The sequence below is a fragment of the Sulfurospirillum diekertiae genome (assembly GCF_002309535.1).
Taxonomy (GTDB): Bacteria; Campylobacterota; Campylobacteria; order Campylobacterales; family Sulfurospirillaceae; genus Sulfurospirillum; species Sulfurospirillum diekertiae.
This window is the reverse complement of sequence record NZ_CP023275.1, coordinates 2,047,555-2,064,165: the sequence shown is the minus strand read 5'-3', so window position 1 is coordinate 2,064,165 and position 16,611 is coordinate 2,047,555. Positions and strand designations below refer to the sequence as shown.

The window sequence follows — 16,611 nt, the reverse complement described above, 5'->3', positions numbered from 1 at the left end:
CCCTTTTAATAAAAATAATCTAGTATATTTTGTCCATTGTTGCATAAGCGCGCTGTCTTTTCGATTAAAAGTAGGTTCCGTGTCCTATTCTTAATAGTCTGAATCTTTGCCATTGCAATATCAATTCCGTGCTCATCAAACACACTCATCAAATACGCCATAAGACCGTGTTGATTTTTGGTATTGACGTGCATCAATGCATACGATTTGGAGTGTTCACAGTCAATATTAATCTCATTTTTAAGAATAATTGGTTTTTTCAATGTAACTTTTTTGCTCATATCAAATGAGTTGTCGATAAGCTCACAAATCAGCTCAATATCATTCTCTGTGACTTTCTCGTTAAAGTCGATTTGGAAGTATTTTTTGCCATCAAAGAGCTTGTAAATATCCATCTGAACCAGATCAAGATAGGAGAGTTTTCCTAGGAGGTAACCGATGTTAAAGCTTTTACCTCGGATAACCGTGATGCTGAGGTGCGAATCGTTGTTAATTTTATAACAGTAAGAGTCAATAGGTGTCTCGTCTGCTTCTTTGACAATTTGGACAATAGCATTTGGTTTCAGCTTAAGGAAAAAGAAATTGGATTGTACCGAGAGTGTTTTTTTCTGTAATGCTTTGGAAAGGGCTAAAAATTCAGGACTTTTTTTAAGACTATTTTCTTTGCGCAAACGTTTAGTCGTCTCATCGATGAGCTCTTCTTTATCGAACATATCAAGGCTGTAATTGTAAAATTCACGCAGTAATTTGGCAACAAAACCGGTGTAAATATTGTCATTGACCGCGTTGGTGTCCGCATAGGTGAGAATATACAGTAGCTTTAAAATTTGGGGGTTTTGAAGCTTTGAAATAAAGGCAAGGACAACTCTTTCATCGTAAATATCTTCGCGGTTTGCCGTATTGCTCATGAGCGTGTGGTTTTTAATAAGCGTAATGCCCGTCTCAATCGCTTGTTCTGAAAACTCTAATTTCATCGCATAAGCTCTGAAGATTTTTGCACCCAGTTCACTGTGATCGCCTTTTCTTCCTTTACCTATGTCATGTAGAAATGCGACCAGTTTTATGAGCGCTTTCCCCTCGGGACAGAGATCGTCAAAGAGTGATTTGATGAAAGGCTCTTTGATGTTTTCTAAGTGATAGAGTGTGTGCAAAGAGTGAATATCCACAGGCAGTTTATGGTAGCCATCAAACTGCGCAAGGTTGAGAATTTGGCGTACAGGTTTAATGAGTTGTTGCAAAAGCGAAGCTTCATACAGGAGGCTAAAAAGAGTGTAAAGATTTTGTTGAAATAAAAGTGCCCTGAACTGTTTGTAAATTTTTTTGGAGTTATGAGGTGCAAAATGAGCGTTTTTGATGTAATGCACATAACTAATGTCGAAGCTAAGTTTTGGGTCGTCAAACTGTTGCAGTTGTGCTAAAACGACACTCAAGCTTGGACTCGGTTTTTTAAAAGAGGCAAAAACACAATGATCGACCACATAAAGTCCTTTTTCGACACGACCACGTTTGAGAGCACTCAAACGTGTTGGTTGCGAGAGGATAGAGGAGGTAAGCTTACGCATAAAGATTTTACATGTAACGTCAATCGTGTGCATTGCCGACATCGTTTTGGAGGCAAGTTGCATTTGGGCGTTTTTTAAGATTTTATTTTCAAAACCTAGTTTTTCAGCCACATCGGGGATAAATTCAAGGTTGAGTACATCTTGTTTTTTCTTAGCACTGAGGTGCAGGGCTGAACGTACACGAAATAAAAATTCCAATGAGCTTCGGAATTCTCTGTACTCCTCTTCATCAATAATCTCAGGCACACGGTCACGTATGCGCATATTTCCAAAGAGAATTTTGCAAATCCATGAAAGTGTATTGGCATCTCTGAGCCCTCCAACACCTTCTTTGATGTTAGGTTCCATGCTCATCGGATGTTTGGCACGTCTTTCTTCATTGGCTTCAACGATCTGCTGAATCACCTCTTTTTTCTGCCAACGTTGAATTTTTAAGAGCTCGCGTTCCGTTTCCATCCACAAAAGTTTTGAACCACATAAAAAGCGAGATTCTAGCATCGCTGTTTTGATGGTGAGGTCTTGGTTGCTAGCAGGCACTAACTCTTCAAGTTTATGCGTGCGATGTCCGAGTTTTATGCCTGCATCCCATGCAAGATACAGCATTGACTGGATCATAGGCTCGATGTTATAGCCCGGAAGTGCTTTATACACAACCATCAGATCCGTATCTGAGTAGACACAGAGCTCTTCTCTTCCATAGCTTCCCATACCAACCAGCACGACAGGGATAGAGTTGACAAAAGGCATATAATTGCCAAAATATTTGCGCAAGGTGTATTTGTAAATGAGAATGATAAATTGATCGATCTGTTTAGCATGTTTGACTAAAAAATCTTTGCCTTGATTTTCGACAAAAATTTCATTCAATGAACCAAGATAGTTTTTAATATGTTCTTTAATGAGCTTTGATATTTCAAAATCATCGGCATTTTTGTCAATTAGGTCTTCAATAATCTCTTCGATTTCCATGCAACATTCCTCAAAAAACGTATGGGATATCATACAAAAAAAGAGCTTACTTCTCGCAAAATATGTTATAAAATCGTGACAAAAGTGTGCTAAAAAATAAAATTTACACATTAACATTCGTTTTATCAAGAGAGGAGTAAGATTTCAATCTTGCAACATGGTCCGTTAGCTCAGTTGGTAGAGCATATCACTCTTAATGATGGGGTCGTAGGTTCGAAGCCTACACGGACCACCATTTTATTTCCCCCATTTAACCTTATGAAATCTAAGCTATAATACTTCCAAATTAAAGACTCTCAAACTTTACATGTAAAGGATATATTTGATGCAAAAGCCGTATTTAAGAGCTTTCCCTGATGCAAAAGGCTATTTTGGAAAATTTGGTGGAGCTTATTTACCACCTGAACTCGAAGCGCAATTTAAAAAGATTGAAGAGGCGTACTTAACCATCGGTAATTCGCATGATTTTATCCGCGAGCTTCGCGATATTCGCAAACATTATCAAGGTCGTCCCACACCAGTATATTATGCCAAACGTCTTAGTGAATATGTTGGAGGCGCACGTATTTACCTCAAACGTGAAGATTTAAACCACACGGGTGCGCACAAACTCAACCACTGCATGGGGGAAGCACTTTTGGCGAAATACTTAGGCAAGAAAAAACTGATCGCAGAAACGGGAGCGGGGCAACACGGTGTCGCACTTGCCACGGCGGCAGCATACTTTGGACTTGAGTGTGAGATACATATGGGTGAAGTGGACATCGCTAAAGAACATCCTAATGTCGTACGTATGCGTGTTCTTGGAGCAAAAGTTGTACCGGTAAGTTTTGGCGCTAGAACGCTGAAAGAGGCGGTAGACTCTGCTTTTTTGGCCTACTTGCAAGACCCAGAAAACAGCATCTACTGCATCGGCTCAGTCGTAGGCCCTCATCCGTTTCCGATGATGGTACGTGACTTTCAAAGTGTGGTCGGCATCGAAGCACGTGAGCAATTTTTAGAAATGACAGGCAATCTTCCCGATAACCTAGTTGCGTGCGTCGGTGGTGGCAGTAATGCGATGGGACTTTTCTCCGCGTTCATTGAAGATCCATGTGAAATGTATGGCGTGGAACCAGGAGGCAAAGGCACAAAACTTGGCGAACATGCCGCGAGTCTCACCTATGGAAGCGAAGGTATACTGCATGGTTTTAACTCCATTATGCTGAAAAATGAAGAGGGTGAACCTGCTGCCGTTCATTCGGTGGCGAGTGGTTTAGACTACCCTTCCGTTGGACCTGAACATGCGTATCTTAACTCTATTTCTCGCACCAAAGTTGGCATTGCCAATGACGCGGAAACCATTCAAGCCTTTTACGATCTAAGCCATTATGAAGGCATTATTCCAGCGCTTGAGAGTGCCCATGCAGTCGCCTTTGCGATGAAACTTGCGAAAGAAAAACCGTATGAGTCTATCTTGGTTAATTTGAGTGGACGAGGCGATAAAGATATTGATTTTGTGGTCGCAAACTACAAGCCTGAAGATTATTTATAAACGTAAGAGGGAAGAAGAGAGCGTCCTTATGGTACTTTTCTTCTCTTCTTTTGTACTTTGAAATTTTTAACCTCTCTTTACAAAAAAAGTTGCTAAAATCCAGCTTTATTTCAAATGATGAAAGTAACCTATGACGCTTATCGAAAAACTCGAAAATAACGAACGCTTAAGCCTTGAAGATGGCATAGCGCTCTACGATCTTGACCTCTTTACGTTAGGTAAATATGCTAACCAAAGACGTAAAAATCTTCATGGTAACAAAGTTTTTTTCAATGTCAACCGACATATTAACCCCACCAATATCTGCAAAGACATCTGCAAGTTTTGCGCTTTCTCTGCCAACCGTAAAAATCCAAATCCTTATACGATGACCCACGAAGAGATCTTAAAGATTTTAGATCATTCGGTAAATGACAACCATATTACTGAAGTGCATGTGGTCTCTGCTCACAATCCTGCAACGGGACTTGAGTGGTATTTGGAGATTTTTTCTAAAATCAAAGCACGTTTTCCGCATTTACATGTAAAGGCTTTAACCGCAGCTGAGATCAACTTTTTGGCAACAGAATACCATCTCAGTTTTGAAGAAGTCATTGATAAGATGATTGCGCATGGTGTGAATTCAATGCCCGGTGGTGGCGCTGAAATTTTTGATGAGGGTGTGCGTGAGTACATTTGTAAAGGTAAAGTCAGTTCAACGGAGTGGTTGCACATTCATGAACTCTGGCATAAAAAAGGGCATGAGTCCAATGCCACGATGCTCTTTGGACATGTGGAAAAACGTGAACACCGCATTGATCATATGCTTCGTCTTCGAGACTTGCAAGATCGCACTCATGGCTTTAATGCATTTATTCCCCTTGTCTATCAACGCGACAATAACTATTTAAAAGTAGACGATTTTTTAAGCTCAACTGAGATTCTTAAAACCTTTGCGATCAGTCGTCTGATGCTTGACAATATCAATCACATCAAAGCCTACTGGGCAACATCAACGATTAACTTAGCGCTTGTTGCCATGGAGTACGGTGCGGATGATCTAGATGGTACGATTGAAGTGGAATCCATCCAATCTGCCGCAGGTGCGAACAGCGCTAAAGGGCTTGGAATGCAAAGTATTTTAGAGCTGATTGAAACGAGTGGTTTTACTGCCGTTGAGCGTGATAGCCTCTACAATGAACTCAAGACATATTAATATCTTAATTTAAAGGATCTACTTTGGTGGACTTTTTCAAACTGGAAAAAAATGGTACAACGGTCAAAACCGAGTTTACGGCTGGGTTTACGACGTTTTTGACCATGATGTACATCGTGCCTGTCAATGCTATTATCATGAGCAAAACGGGTATGCCAATGGAAGCATTGATCACCGCGACGGCTTTGATTACAATTTTTTCGTCCATTCTTAATGGACTTTGGGCGAACACACCGATTGCTATGAGCGTGGGTATGGGACTTAATGCTTACTTTACGTTTGGTTTGGTTTTGGGTATGAAAGTGCCTTGGCAAACCGCTCTTGGGGTTGTGTTCCTCTCAGGGCTTTTGTTCCTCGTTCTTTCTTTAACACCGCTTCGGGTGTGGATTATGAAGAGTGTGCCACACGATCTTAGACGTGCGATTAGTGCGGGTATTGGCTCTTTTATCGCCTTTATTGGACTTAAAAGTATGGGAATGGTGATTGCCAATCCTGCTGTTTTGGTCGGCGTGGGTAATTTTAAAAATCCTAATGTCTTGCTGGGTGTTTTAGGCCTTGTTTTAGTGTTTGCGTTTTACTCATGGAAACTCAAAGGCTCATTTATCTTAGCTGTTGTCACAACGGCGATTGTAGCGTGGGTTGTAGGCATCGCTCCTTACCCAACAGAATTTTTTTCGCTTCCTGCTTCAGTCAGTCCCATTGCTTTTGAGCTTGATATTAAAAGTGCATTGACCTTTTCACTTTTTCCTGTGATTATTACCTTCTTGATTACCGATTTGTTTGACTCACTTGGAACGCTTGCAGGCGTTGGTTTTCGTGCAGGTTTGTTTAAAGATGATGGTAAAGAGCTTCAAAAAACATTAGAAGTGGATGCACTTGCCAGTACTGTGTGTGCGGTAGTGGGTGTTTCTACTACCACGGCATTTATCGAGAGTGCTGCGGGTGTAGAAGAGGGTGGACGAACGGGATTAACGGCGGTGGTGACGGGACTTTGTTTTATTTTAACCCTGTTTATGATGCCTCTGTTTAAGGCGATTCCTGAAAATGCAATCTATCCTGTTTTGGTCATGGTCGGTGTTTTGATGTTTGGGGAACTTTCCCACATTAACTTTAAAGATACCGCTATTGCCGTTTCAACGTTTTTGATTGTCATAATGATGCCTTTAACCTTCTCCATTACCAACGGTTTGGCATTTGGTTTGATTTCGTATGTACTCATTAAAGTGATCAAAAAAGAGTTTAAAGATATTAACTTTGGTATTTTGTTTCTGACGTTTGTCAGTTTAACCGTATTTATCGTACAGGAAGGACATTAATTTGCGTTTTTATAGTTATGAAGAGTTTAAAATAGATGTGAACACCCTTGCCAAAGAGATCAAGCCCTATAAGCCTGATGTTATTTTAGCGGTGGCTCGTGGTGGTATGACCTTAGGTCATTTTTTAGCGGAAGCATTAGAAATGCGTGATCTTTACTCGATCAATTCGGTGCATTATGAAGAGACACATAAGCTTGATACCATCAACATCTTTAATGTACCTGATTTAAGCAGAGCCAAACGTGTCGTTATTGTCGATGATATCATTGATAGTGGCGAGACAATGATCGAAATAGAGCGTGTTCTAAGAGCAAAATACCCTGAGGTTGATTTTAAAATTGCTTCGGTATTTTACAAAGAAAAAGCACTGCTCCGCCCAGATTTTGCTGCTCGCGAAACAACCGAGTGGATTGAGTTTTTCTGGGATTTTCAAATTGACAATTATAAATAGAGAAGGGGGCAAGGGCTCCCTTTCTTATTTTCTCATTCACCACCAACTCCTCATCATTTATCTTTGTACGATCTTTACCCTGTGTACGCTTTATGCTGTTCAACCCATCCAACCGCTTTTTGAAAAAGAGTTTGACTTAAGCCGTTTTGAGGCGGTCATCTTTACCACCGTGATTATGCTACCGCTTGGGTTTGCACCGATCTTTTATGGTTATATTTTAGAGACGTTTTCATCCAAACTCTTTTTAAGAAATGCTGTTTTAATGTTGGGGATTTTAGAGCTTTGCTTTTCGTGGAGCAGTACCTATTCTATATTGCTGGCGATTCGTGCTTTACAGGGTATTTTAATTCCTGCCGTGTTGACCTCTTTAATGAGTTATATTGGCTTTATTACGCCCAAAGAGAAGGTGCAACAGTCTATTGGTTACTACATCGGTGCGACGATTTTGGGTGGATTTTTGGGGCGATTGCTTTCAGGCATACTCAGTGATCTGTTTGGTTGGAGGCTCTTTTTTGTTTTTTTAGGGGTCGCGTTAATTGTGATGTTTGGAGCGCTGAGTTTTCTTAGCGAAGAGCTTAAAGTGGATTTTGTCAAGCCAAAACGTTCTCAGGTGTTGGATGTCCTTCATAACAAGACATTTTTTAATATCTATGCTCTGATGTTTTTTATCTTCTTTGTTTTTCAAGCACTGCTTAACTTTTTGCCTTTTCAACTTAAAAATCTCAGTTCAACGATGGGGTACGGAAAAGTAGGCATGATGTATGCGGGCTACATCATCGGTTTTATTATCTCCATTCGTGTTTTATGGATGATCCGTCTTTTTGGAAATGAAACCAAGACAATTATCATCGGTATTTTTACCTACCTTGTTGGATTACAAGTATTTCATGTGAATAACTACATGGTGATGTTTGGTGGTATGTTTGTCTTTTGTGCGGGTTTTTTTATTATTCACTCTGTAGCTTCAGGACTTATTAGTAAACTAGCGCTGGAAAACCGTGCCATTTCCAATGGATTGTACCTCTCTTTTTACTATGCAGGTGGAACCGTAGGAACATTTGCTCCGGGTGTTTTTTATCAATATTTAGGCTGGGATGCTTTCTTAATTCTTTTGTCGTTAATTGTTGTATCTACGTTTTATTTTGGCTTAAAATTACAACGAATACTTTGCCCTTAATCTCTTTACATGTAAAGAATGAAAAGGGTTGTATTGGCGTAGTGTTATGCTCTCTTCAATCGCGTTTATACGCATCAAAAAGACCATTTTTAGCCCTTTTTCTACTCTTTTCCATTATCTCTTCTTAATGAAAAAGAAGATACTATTTTTGGGTTTACCTAAACTATTTTTGGATGATTCAATGCTATGGCCTAAACGCTTTCTTCCCGTTCTAACATCATTGTTAATAGGGCTCATAGGCGCCATAATCTTTTCGTATTTAAGAACGCCTTTGCCATGGCTTTTAGGTGCTATTGTTGCTATTGCTATTGCCAGTCGTTTTGAGGCTCTTCCCCTTCGTTCTCCTAAAATGTTTTCCGCTCCTGCACGTGCCGTTTTGGGCATTACCATTGGGAGCGCTTTTCATCCTGATATTTTGAAGTATTTGGGTGATTTTATCTCCAGCCTCGTTTTAATCCTTCCTTTTGTCATTGTCGTCACATTTTGTGGCATGCTCTATTATTGGAAGTGGCTGAAGTTTGATAAGATGACAGCCTATTTTAGTGCCATGCCAGGAGGCCTTCTTGAAATGGTGATGTTAGCAGAATCAATGGGTGCTAATGTGTATAAAGTCACACTGACCCAATCATCACGACTGCTATTTATCGTTTTTACACTTCCCTTTATCATTCAAGCCCTTTCTCATGTCTCGTTAGATGGCAGAGCAAGCATCACACAACCTTTTTTAAACAGTGATCCTCACGATATGATCATTCTAACCTTCTGTGCCCTCTTGGGTTGGTGGGGCGCTTTGAAGCTTAAAATTCCAGGTGGTACGATGATTGGTCCGATGTTTTTGGGTGCTCTGATTTATGGCTCAGGGCTTGTCTATTCACGTCCTCCTAATGAAGTGATTAAAGTCATTCAACTCATTTTAGGTACTACGGTTGGTTTTGTTTTTGTGGGGGTTACGCTTAAAGAGATTGTCAAAGTTTTAGCACAAACGTTGGGCTATTTTTTTGTTTTGCTCCTCGTCTCATCTCTCTTTATTGCGATCGTTTCATGGATGACAGAATTTCCACTGCTCTCGATTATGCTAGCCTTTTCTCCCGGTGGTCAGTCAGAGATGAATGTCATCGCCATCATTGTAGGGGCTAATTTGCCGTATGTTGCCCTTCATCATATCGTGAGGATGTTGTTGGTCATGAGTGTTGCCCCTATGTTTGTTAAAGTGTTGCATAAGAAAGAGGGTCGATGAGTTTTATCTTTTCTGAAGTTCCTCAAACCAGCACCGTAAGAAGACAAAAGATTAATGACTTCTTGCAAAGTGTTGATTTAGAGATGTCAGAAGATGTTGAAATTTTTGTCATTGCCAAAGAAGATGACCGCATTGTAGCGTGCGGAGGACTGAGTGGTCGAGTGCTCAAAAACATTGCACTGGATGAAAGTATGCGTGGAGAGGGTTTAGCGCTGAGTCTCATGAGTGAACTTTTAAAGGTGGCATTTCGTGAAGGAAGGCATGATCTATTTTTATTTACAAAGCCAGATTATCAGGAGGTATTTGAGTCGTGTGGATTTAAGTATATCGAACAAGCAAATCATCACGTTATTTTGATGGAGAACAGCTATAATATCGATCTGTATAAAAAAAGATTGCGTAAGTATAAACATACCGGTGATGTGGTCGGTAGCATTGTGATGAATGCAAACCCGTTTACCTTAGGGCATCGTTATTTGGTGGAACAAGCGTGTGAACGTTCCGAGTGGGTACATCTGTTTGTGGTGAAGGAAGATGCTTCCTTTTTTACCTTTAAAGATCGTTACCGTTTAATTTGTGATGGATTGGAAGATCTTGAAAACCTCACGATACATGAGGGTTCAGACTATATTATTTCTAAAGCGACGTTTCCGACTTATTTTATTAAGGACAAACGTCAGATTGATTCGCTTTATACGGAGTTGGATCTCAATATCTTTAGAAATCATCTTGCCCCGCAATTGGGCATTACGCACCGATATGTCGGTGTTGAACCTTTATGTGCCGTGACAAATGAGTACAATCAGCAGATGAAAAAGCTACTCGTCCGCCCAAGTGAATTTCCACCCATTGAGGTGGTAGAGTTAGGACGCATTGAGTACGGGGGTGAGCCAATTTCGGCTTCGAGAGTCAGAAAATTAATGCATGAAAATCGTTTGGAAGAGATCCTCCCTTTGGTTCCTCCGACAACGTATGCGTTGATTGCGAAAATGATGTCTAAAGAGGAAGTAAAATGAGCAAAAAACTAGAGACTGCGCATGCGGGAACACTGGAATCGAGCGATGCTTTTGTTCGCGTAATGCCCATCGAAGAGAAAGAAATCGTAATCGAGTTGGAAAGTAGTGTCGAAGAGATCTATGGCGATGCTATACGATCACTTATCTTGGAGACGGTCAAGGCAATGAAAGTGGATAGCATTAAACTCATTGTTCAAGACAAAGGTGCACTTGATTATGTGATTAAAGCGCGTGTTCAAACTGCTATTTTAAGAGCTTTATCACAAGCTGAGCCCGATTGGAGTATGTTATCATGAAACAGAAATTACGAAGAAGTATGTTGTTTGTGCCAGGTTCTAACACCGGAATGGTCTGTAACGCATTTATTTATAAGCCAGATACGGTGATGTTTGACCTTGAAGACTCAGTGGCACTCAGTGAAAAAGATTCTGCACGTATGATGGTTTTCCATGCGTTGCAACATTTTACTTATAAAGATATTGAAACCGCCGTTCGTGTCAATCCTCTCAACTCCCCGTTTGGTCTTTTGGACTTAGAAGCGGCGATTAGAGGAGGGGTAGATATTATTCGTCTTCCAAAAACCGATACGGTAGATGATGTTTTAGAGATGGAACAAGAGATTTCACACATTGAAAATCGCATAGGCAAAGGGAAGAAGACGATGCTTTTAGCCGCCATTGAAAGTGCGCTGGGTGTGGTCAATGCCGTAGATATTGCCAGATGTTCTAAACGTTTGATGGGTATTGCTTTAGGGGCAGAAGATTTTGTGCGTGATCTTCATACGCAACGCACCAAAGAGGGGCATGAGCTTATGGCAGCGCGTAACCAAATCTTACTCGCAGCTCGTGCCGCAAAAATCGGTGCGTTTGACTCCGTCTTTTCCGATGTCAAAGACAAAGAAGGCTTTATGCACGAAGTGGATTATATTAAAGGACTTGGATTTGATGGCAAATCATTGATTAATCCAAACCAAATTCCGTGGCTTCATAGCGCTTTTGCGCCGTCTAAAAAGAATATTAACTGGGCAATTGAAGTGTTAGAAGCCGCAAAAGATGCGAAAGCACGCGGTCTTGGTGTTATTTCACTCGATGGTAAGATGGTCGATGCTCCTGTTATTTTAAGAGCCGAATGGATTATGGATTTAGCCCGTGCGTCAGGTGTTTTAGGAGACGATCAATGAAAGATTTTGAAAAACAATTTAAAGTAGACAAACTCACAACAGTAGGTGCACCCCTTTTTACATGTAAAGATCATACGAAAGGTGAAGACAGGCGTGCTAAGCTCTGTTTGAGTATTGAAGAGGCGATTCATCGCTCAGGGTTAAAAGACGGTATGACTATCTCTTTTCATCATGCATTTCGTGGCGGCGATCTTTTGCTTAACAACGTGATGAATGTCATCGCTAAAATGGGCTTTAAAAACCTGACCTTAGCTTCAAGTTCACTCGCTTCCGTGCATGATCCTGTGATTGAGCACATTAAAAATGGTGTGGTGACAGAGATTTATACTTCAGGACTTAGAAGCAAACTCGGTGAAGCTATCTCCAAAGGGTTGATGGAAAAACCGGTGCAAATTCACTCTCACGGTGGACGTGTGCATCTGCTTCAAACGGGTGAACTTAAAATTGATGTAGCGTTTTTAGGTGTTCCCGTATGCGATGTTTTTGGTAATGCCAATGGTTACTCAGGTCGTTCCAAATGTGGCTCACTGGGTTATGCCATGATTGATGCACAGTATGCAAACTATGTAATCGCTCTGAGCGAATCGTTAGAAGAGTATCCCAATGTACCCGCGAGTCTTTCTCAAGATCAAGTGGATGCGGTGGTCGTGGTTGATGAGGTGGGTGATCCTTCCAAAATTGGTGCAGGTGAAACACGTATGACGACCAATCCTAAAGAGCTTTTACTCGCAGGGCATACGGCAAAAGTGATCGAACATTCGGGGCTTTTTACAGAGGGATTTAGCATTCAAACCGGAACGGGTGGCGCCTCTTTGGCAACAACGGTTTTTTTGAGTGAAAAGATGGAAGAACAAGGTATTCATGCCAGTTTTGGGCTCGGTGGCATCACGGGTACGATGGTTTACATGCTCAAACGCGGTCTTATTAAAACGCTTTTGGACGTCCAAAGTTTTGATGAATTTGCCGCAAAATCATTGGGAGAAAATAAAAACCACATTGAAATCAGCGCGAATGAATACGCCAATCCAAGCTCCAAAGGTGCCGCAACCAAACAGCTTGACATCGTTGTCCTCAGTGCGCTTGAGGTCGATGTTGACTTTAACGTCAATGTCATCACGGGCTCAAAAGGCTTGTTACGTGGCGCTTCGGGTGGACACAGTGACACAGCGGCCGATGCGAAACTTTCCATTATCGTAGCGCCCCTTACGCGTGGACGTATTCCAACCGTGACGAAACGAGTCAATACCATCGTAACCCCTGGTAGCAGCGTTGACGTGCTCGTCACCGATCAAGGTATTGCGGTCAATCCGAAAAATGTGGAACTCAAAGCACGCCTTAAAAAAGCAGGGCTTCACATCGTCGAGATCGAAGAGCTGTATGAGCGAGCAATTGCACTATGTGGTGTCCCTGCTGAGATTCAATACACCGATAAAGTCGTTGCGGTCATTCGATACCGTGATGGTTCCATCATTGACGTCGTGCGCCAATTGGCATAAATGATAGACCAACCTACATCGTTAGACGCTATTTTACGCGCCAAAGAGGAGCGTGCTTGGAAGCAAAAAGAGCTTTTGAGCCGCCACCCTTTGGCATCGCTTATCTCCCTTACGATTAACATTCCTAGCCTTATTAAACTCTCACACGAAGCGGTAGTTGTGCATGAAATTGCGCATCAAGTACTGCTTGAAATGATTGAAAACGAAGGCATTGAACTACTGGCGTGCGAGAGTAAACAAGCCTCTACGGGAGCAGAATCTTTTTTTACATGTAAAGCAGATGCAAAGACACTCAAAGCCTTGACATGTAAACTGGAAAACAGCCATCCTCTGGGACGTTTGATGGATATTGACGTGTTGGATTTAACAGGTAACATTCTCTCACGAAGCACGCTTGGACTTTCTAAACGACGCTGTTTTATCTGTGAAGAAGAGGCAAAACTGTGTGCGCGCGCTCAAAAACACACATACGTGGAATTGAACGCACATATCAAACATTTAGTTGAAAAACATGCGTTTGCTCACTCGATTGCTTTGTGGTGTGAACGCGCGATGCAAACTGAAGTGGAGCTCACTCCAAAACCGGGTTTGGTCGACCAAGCCAACAGTGGCGCACATCACGATATGGACATTCATACCTTTTACGCCAGTATTCGTGCCATCAAACCGTTTGTGGTACAGTGGATTGAAACCGCGCAAATTGACGCTCATGAAGATGCCAAACAGAGCTTTGTAAGGCTTCGAGAGATTGGAATTGCCTGTGAAAAAGCGATGTTTGAAGCAACGTCAAATGTCAATACTCACAAAGGAATGATCTTCTGCTTAGCTGTTTTTTGTGGAGCCATGGGGCGACTCAAAGGATGCGATCAACGCTTTACATGTAAAAACTTACAAGCCCAAATGCAAGCCTTATGCGCGAATTTGGTTGAAGACGATCTTTTACATGTAAAGCCTAACAGTGCAGGGGCACGCTTCTTTTATGAAACGGGAAGCAGTGGTATTCGGGGCATCGCGCAGAGTGGGTTTGCCATCATCTTTGAAATGGCTTTGCCCTTTTTTCAAGCGTGCAAAGAAGAAGAGGGCGAAGCAGTTGCGCTGAAAAGAACCTTGCTGTTCTTGATGTCACTTTTAGAGGACAGCACGCTCTGGTCACGAGGTGGCATGGCAGGGCTTGAGTACGCGAAAACAAAAGCGAAAGCGCTTTTACATGTAAAGCCTAATGCCCAAAATTTGGACATTCACTTGAAGGCTTTGGATGAAGATATGATCTCAAAAAACCTCTCCCCAGGCGGCAGTGCCGATTTGTTGGCGATGACATGGTTGGTGTCAAAAATTGCGGTGATTTAAGCTTTATTAACAAACGGTTCATTTCTCGTTTGAGCTAAGAGCCTATACTTTCGAGTGTAAGACACATACCTCCTTTTTGTGTAGAACCGACCAATTTTTAAGACAAACGCTCGAATTGCCCGGTTCGAGCGTTTTTTGTATCTTTCCTTCCTCAAATCAAATTTCTTCTAAAAAGCACCGTTTCTCGTGATAACCTTTAAGCTCATAATGACTAAAATGTGATCTTATAAGACAATCAGATGTATATGTGCCACTCAAATAAGGGGATAATTGAGCTGTATAATTCGTTGAAGGGTCAAAGACGCATTGGGAAAATGCACTTAACCTAACCATCTTTACGTCTCAAAACGATACTCCTTTATTTTCTTTTTCCCTTGGTTTTAACTGTTGCCTTTAGCCTTACGCATTTTTCTTGCCTTTACATGTAAAGTAGTGTCCGTAGGATATAAACAATCGCATCTCTCAAAAATACAAGGTTACATGAAAAGAAAACAAATGATCCATAAACATTTAAGTATTGTCATACCTTTTTACAACCCACCGTATGAAGCGTTTCAAGCATACCTGCAAAGCGTGTATAAGCTTGATCCTTTAGAAATGATCTTAGTAGATGATTGTTCCAATGATGAAAAGGTCATCACTCTTGCCAAACGAAGTGGCAGAACCTCTCCCTCTCAAACCCTTAAACATCTTTTAGCATGCCATACCTTAACCCCTAAAAAGATTAAACTTTATGCCGTAAATTATGGGCAAAACCTAGAACCTCTTAAATCCTTTGCTAAAGAGCAAAACATTCCTCTTGTGATTCAAAGAATTCAACCTAAAAAAAGTTACCAAGCCCATTACTCCACAGAACCATTACCCTATACAACCTACCAATGTCCTTACTTGGAGAATGAAAAGATGCGGTACTACTTTGTGGATGGTACCAAAGCACCATGTTGCTTTATGATCGACTCCACCAAAGTCTTACACGCTAAAGTCATACAACACCATTTAGCCCAAAAGAGTGTTCCCTCGTGTTGCACGCAATGCGGTGAATTGACTGGGGTTAAACGGCTTTACATGTAAAGAAATAAATAACATCAAAAAGGCACAAGATGATGAAAAAACTAGGATGGCATAAGCTAGAAAAAGCGAACGAACATAAGGAATTGGTATGAAAAAATGGCAGAAAATAGAGCCAAATGAAGCTTTACATGTAAAGATAAAAGAGGAGGGTAAAAGATGATAGGACTTATGGTTGTAGGAGTCATTGTAGGGTATATATTCCTTGCAAAATTCATCGTTACGAAAGTGTATGAAAAAACACAAAGTCTCAAAAAGAAATATATAGCCTTAGCCATTGTGATACTCATCCCTACATGGGACGCTATTTTAGGGCTTCCAATTTACATGTATCTGTGTAAGTACCATGCAGGTGTAAAAATCTATCAAACAGTGGAGAATGTTGAGGGGTTTTATGTTGGTGAGCAAGATAAGGCTAAGGAAAGTATCACTCTTCCCTATAAAGGATACAACTTTGTTGATTATAAGGATGAAAAAGATGGAAAGTATTATCGAAATTCTTGGCTAGATAATAATACTTCAGAACGTTGCATTTCTTATAAAGGTGCTTGGAACCCTGATTATACAAAAGCATTTGAACAAGGCAAATGTATTGTAAAAGAGGAAATAGCTGAAAGTAAAGTAAGCCAGTGGGAAAATCGTGGATACAGAATGAAAATTTTTGAAATTCCTATTTTGAATATAAAACAAGAAAAATTATTTTATATAAAAGATCGGCATTCTAATATTATCCTTGGTGAAGTTGATGACATATGGTGGGATGTAGGTTATGTAGCAGGGAATGTTTTTACAGGTTGGAATTCAAGCATGGAGCCAAAAGGTCTTAACTATATGGATGGCAAGTTTAGTTATGAAGATGTTCTAAAAAAAATATTAAAACCAAAAGGAGACAAGTAAAATGGCAACGATTAAAGAATATTTAGATTATGCAGAGTTGGCTCAAGCGAGCTATAGCAATCTTCAAAAAGACATGACTGGGAGTGCAGATGTATTATATATGGGTGCCCTAAAAGAACTAAAGGGTCAGGGTTAAACTTTTAACTTTTGGCGAAACTTACGCTGT

General features: G+C 40.9%; 15 protein-coding genes and 1 tRNA gene. 15 read left to right on the top strand and 1 reads right to left on the bottom strand.

Translation table 11 applies throughout. The annotated features are described in order from the left end of the window. Positions 1 to 5: 5 nt before the first annotated feature. Positions 6 to 2,531: a [protein-PII] uridylyltransferase family protein gene (locus SJPD1_RS10580; RefSeq protein WP_096047134.1), complete on the bottom strand. Its 2,526-nt coding sequence runs from the start codon at positions 2,529 to 2,531 to the stop codon at positions 6 to 8. A 159-nt stretch (positions 2,532 to 2,690) separates the two neighbouring features. Between SJPD1_RS10580 and SJPD1_RS10575 the strand changes: the two genes are divergently transcribed. The 15 genes from SJPD1_RS10575 (at position 2,691) to SJPD1_RS14860 (ending at position 16,581) form a co-directional block, all read left to right on the top strand. Then, positions 2,691 to 2,766, top strand: a tRNA-Lys gene (locus tag SJPD1_RS10575). A gap of 90 nt (positions 2,767 to 2,856) precedes the next feature. Beyond that, positions 2,857 to 4,065: a tryptophan synthase subunit beta gene (trpB, locus tag SJPD1_RS10570; protein WP_096047133.1), complete on the top strand. Its 1,209-nt coding sequence runs from the start codon at positions 2,857 to 2,859 to the stop codon at positions 4,063 to 4,065. Between the two features lie 130 nt (positions 4,066 to 4,195). Next, on the top strand, positions 4,196 to 5,260 hold the full coding sequence (gene mqnE / locus SJPD1_RS10565; protein ID WP_096047132.1) for an aminofutalosine synthase MqnE: 1,065 nt from the start codon (positions 4,196 to 4,198) through the stop codon (positions 5,258 to 5,260). A 26-nt stretch (positions 5,261 to 5,286) separates the two neighbouring features. Further along, positions 5,287 to 6,576: an NCS2 family permease gene (locus tag SJPD1_RS10560; protein ID WP_096047841.1), complete on the top strand. Its 1,290-nt coding sequence runs from the start codon at positions 5,287 to 5,289 to the stop codon at positions 6,574 to 6,576. Position 6,577: 1 nt separating this feature from the next. After that, the gene (locus SJPD1_RS10555; RefSeq protein ID WP_096047131.1) at positions 6,578 to 7,027 is read left to right on the top strand and encodes a phosphoribosyltransferase; all 450 of its coding nucleotides are present in this window, start codon (positions 6,578 to 6,580) and stop codon (positions 7,025 to 7,027) included. Next, entirely contained in the window at positions 7,011 to 8,204 is a 1,194-nt protein-coding gene (locus tag SJPD1_RS10550; RefSeq protein ID WP_226372187.1) for an MFS transporter, read from the top strand. The genes SJPD1_RS10555 and SJPD1_RS10550 overlap by 17 nt, the downstream gene beginning before the upstream one ends. Before the next feature lie 181 nt (positions 8,205 to 8,385). After that, entirely contained in the window at positions 8,386 to 9,441 is a 1,056-nt protein-coding gene (locus SJPD1_RS10545) for an AbrB family transcriptional regulator (RefSeq protein ID WP_168171356.1), read from the top strand. Continuing rightward, positions 9,438 to 10,457 carry a [citrate (pro-3S)-lyase] ligase gene (gene citC / locus SJPD1_RS10540; RefSeq protein ID WP_096047129.1) on the top strand — a complete coding sequence of 340 codons (1,020 nt, stop codon included), beginning with the start codon at positions 9,438 to 9,440 and terminating at the stop codon, positions 10,455 to 10,457. Before SJPD1_RS10545 ends, citC begins: the two co-directional genes overlap by 4 nt. Then, positions 10,454 to 10,753: a citrate lyase acyl carrier protein gene (citD, locus tag SJPD1_RS10535; protein WP_087439097.1), complete on the top strand. Its 300-nt coding sequence runs from the start codon at positions 10,454 to 10,456 to the stop codon at positions 10,751 to 10,753. Before citC ends, citD begins: the two co-directional genes overlap by 4 nt. Then, positions 10,750 to 11,637, top strand: a complete 888-nt coding sequence (locus SJPD1_RS10530; RefSeq protein ID WP_226372186.1) for an aldolase/citrate lyase family protein — start codon at positions 10,750 to 10,752, stop codon at positions 11,635 to 11,637. Before citD ends, SJPD1_RS10530 begins: the two co-directional genes overlap by 4 nt. Beyond that, positions 11,634 to 13,133, top strand: a complete 1,500-nt coding sequence (gene citF, locus SJPD1_RS10525) for a citrate lyase subunit alpha (RefSeq protein WP_096047128.1) — start codon at positions 11,634 to 11,636, stop codon at positions 13,131 to 13,133. The genes SJPD1_RS10530 and citF overlap by 4 nt, the downstream gene beginning before the upstream one ends. Further along, on the top strand, positions 13,134 to 14,480 hold the full coding sequence (citG, locus tag SJPD1_RS10520) for a triphosphoribosyl-dephospho-CoA synthase CitG (protein ID WP_096047127.1): 1,347 nt from the start codon (positions 13,134 to 13,136) through the stop codon (positions 14,478 to 14,480). It begins immediately after the preceding gene. A 495-nt stretch (positions 14,481 to 14,975) separates the two neighbouring features. Further along, positions 14,976 to 15,551, top strand: coding sequence for a glycosyltransferase family 2 protein (locus SJPD1_RS10515; protein ID WP_096047126.1), 576 nt, complete (start codon positions 14,976 to 14,978; stop codon positions 15,549 to 15,551). A gap of 156 nt (positions 15,552 to 15,707) precedes the next feature. Beyond that, entirely contained in the window at positions 15,708 to 16,445 is a 738-nt protein-coding gene (locus SJPD1_RS10510; RefSeq protein WP_096047125.1) for a hypothetical protein, read from the top strand. A gap of 1 nt (position 16,446) precedes the next feature. Then, positions 16,447 to 16,581 carry a hypothetical protein gene (locus SJPD1_RS14860; protein WP_256376028.1) on the top strand — a complete coding sequence of 45 codons (135 nt, stop codon included), beginning with the start codon at positions 16,447 to 16,449 and terminating at the stop codon, positions 16,579 to 16,581. Positions 16,582 to 16,611: the final 30 nt, after the last annotated feature.

Coding starts and splice junctions, on each gene's coding strand:
- SJPD1_RS10515 (WP_096047126.1), top strand. CDS start 14,976: ATGATCCATAAACATTTAAGTATTGTCATACCTTTTTACAACCCACCG.
- mqnE (WP_096047132.1), top strand. CDS start 4,196: ATGACGCTTATCGAAAAACTCGAAAATAACGAACGCTTAAGCCTTGAA.
- SJPD1_RS14860 (WP_256376028.1), top strand. CDS start 16,447: ATGGCAACGATTAAAGAATATTTAGATTATGCAGAGTTGGCTCAAGCG.
- SJPD1_RS10545 (WP_168171356.1), top strand. CDS start 8,386: ATGCTATGGCCTAAACGCTTTCTTCCCGTTCTAACATCATTGTTAATA.
- citD (WP_087439097.1), top strand. CDS start 10,454: ATGAGCAAAAAACTAGAGACTGCGCATGCGGGAACACTGGAATCGAGC.
- citC (WP_096047129.1), top strand. CDS start 9,438: ATGAGTTTTATCTTTTCTGAAGTTCCTCAAACCAGCACCGTAAGAAGA.
- SJPD1_RS10510 (WP_096047125.1), top strand. CDS start 15,708: ATGATAGGACTTATGGTTGTAGGAGTCATTGTAGGGTATATATTCCTT.
- trpB (WP_096047133.1), top strand. CDS start 2,857: ATGCAAAAGCCGTATTTAAGAGCTTTCCCTGATGCAAAAGGCTATTTT.
- citG (WP_096047127.1), top strand. CDS start 13,134: ATGATAGACCAACCTACATCGTTAGACGCTATTTTACGCGCCAAAGAG.
- citF (WP_096047128.1), top strand. CDS start 11,634: ATGAAAGATTTTGAAAAACAATTTAAAGTAGACAAACTCACAACAGTA.
- SJPD1_RS10580 (WP_096047134.1), bottom strand. CDS start 2,531: ATGGAAATCGAAGAGATTATTGAAGACCTAATTGACAAAAATGCCGAT.
- SJPD1_RS10530 (WP_226372186.1), top strand. CDS start 10,750: ATGAAACAGAAATTACGAAGAAGTATGTTGTTTGTGCCAGGTTCTAAC.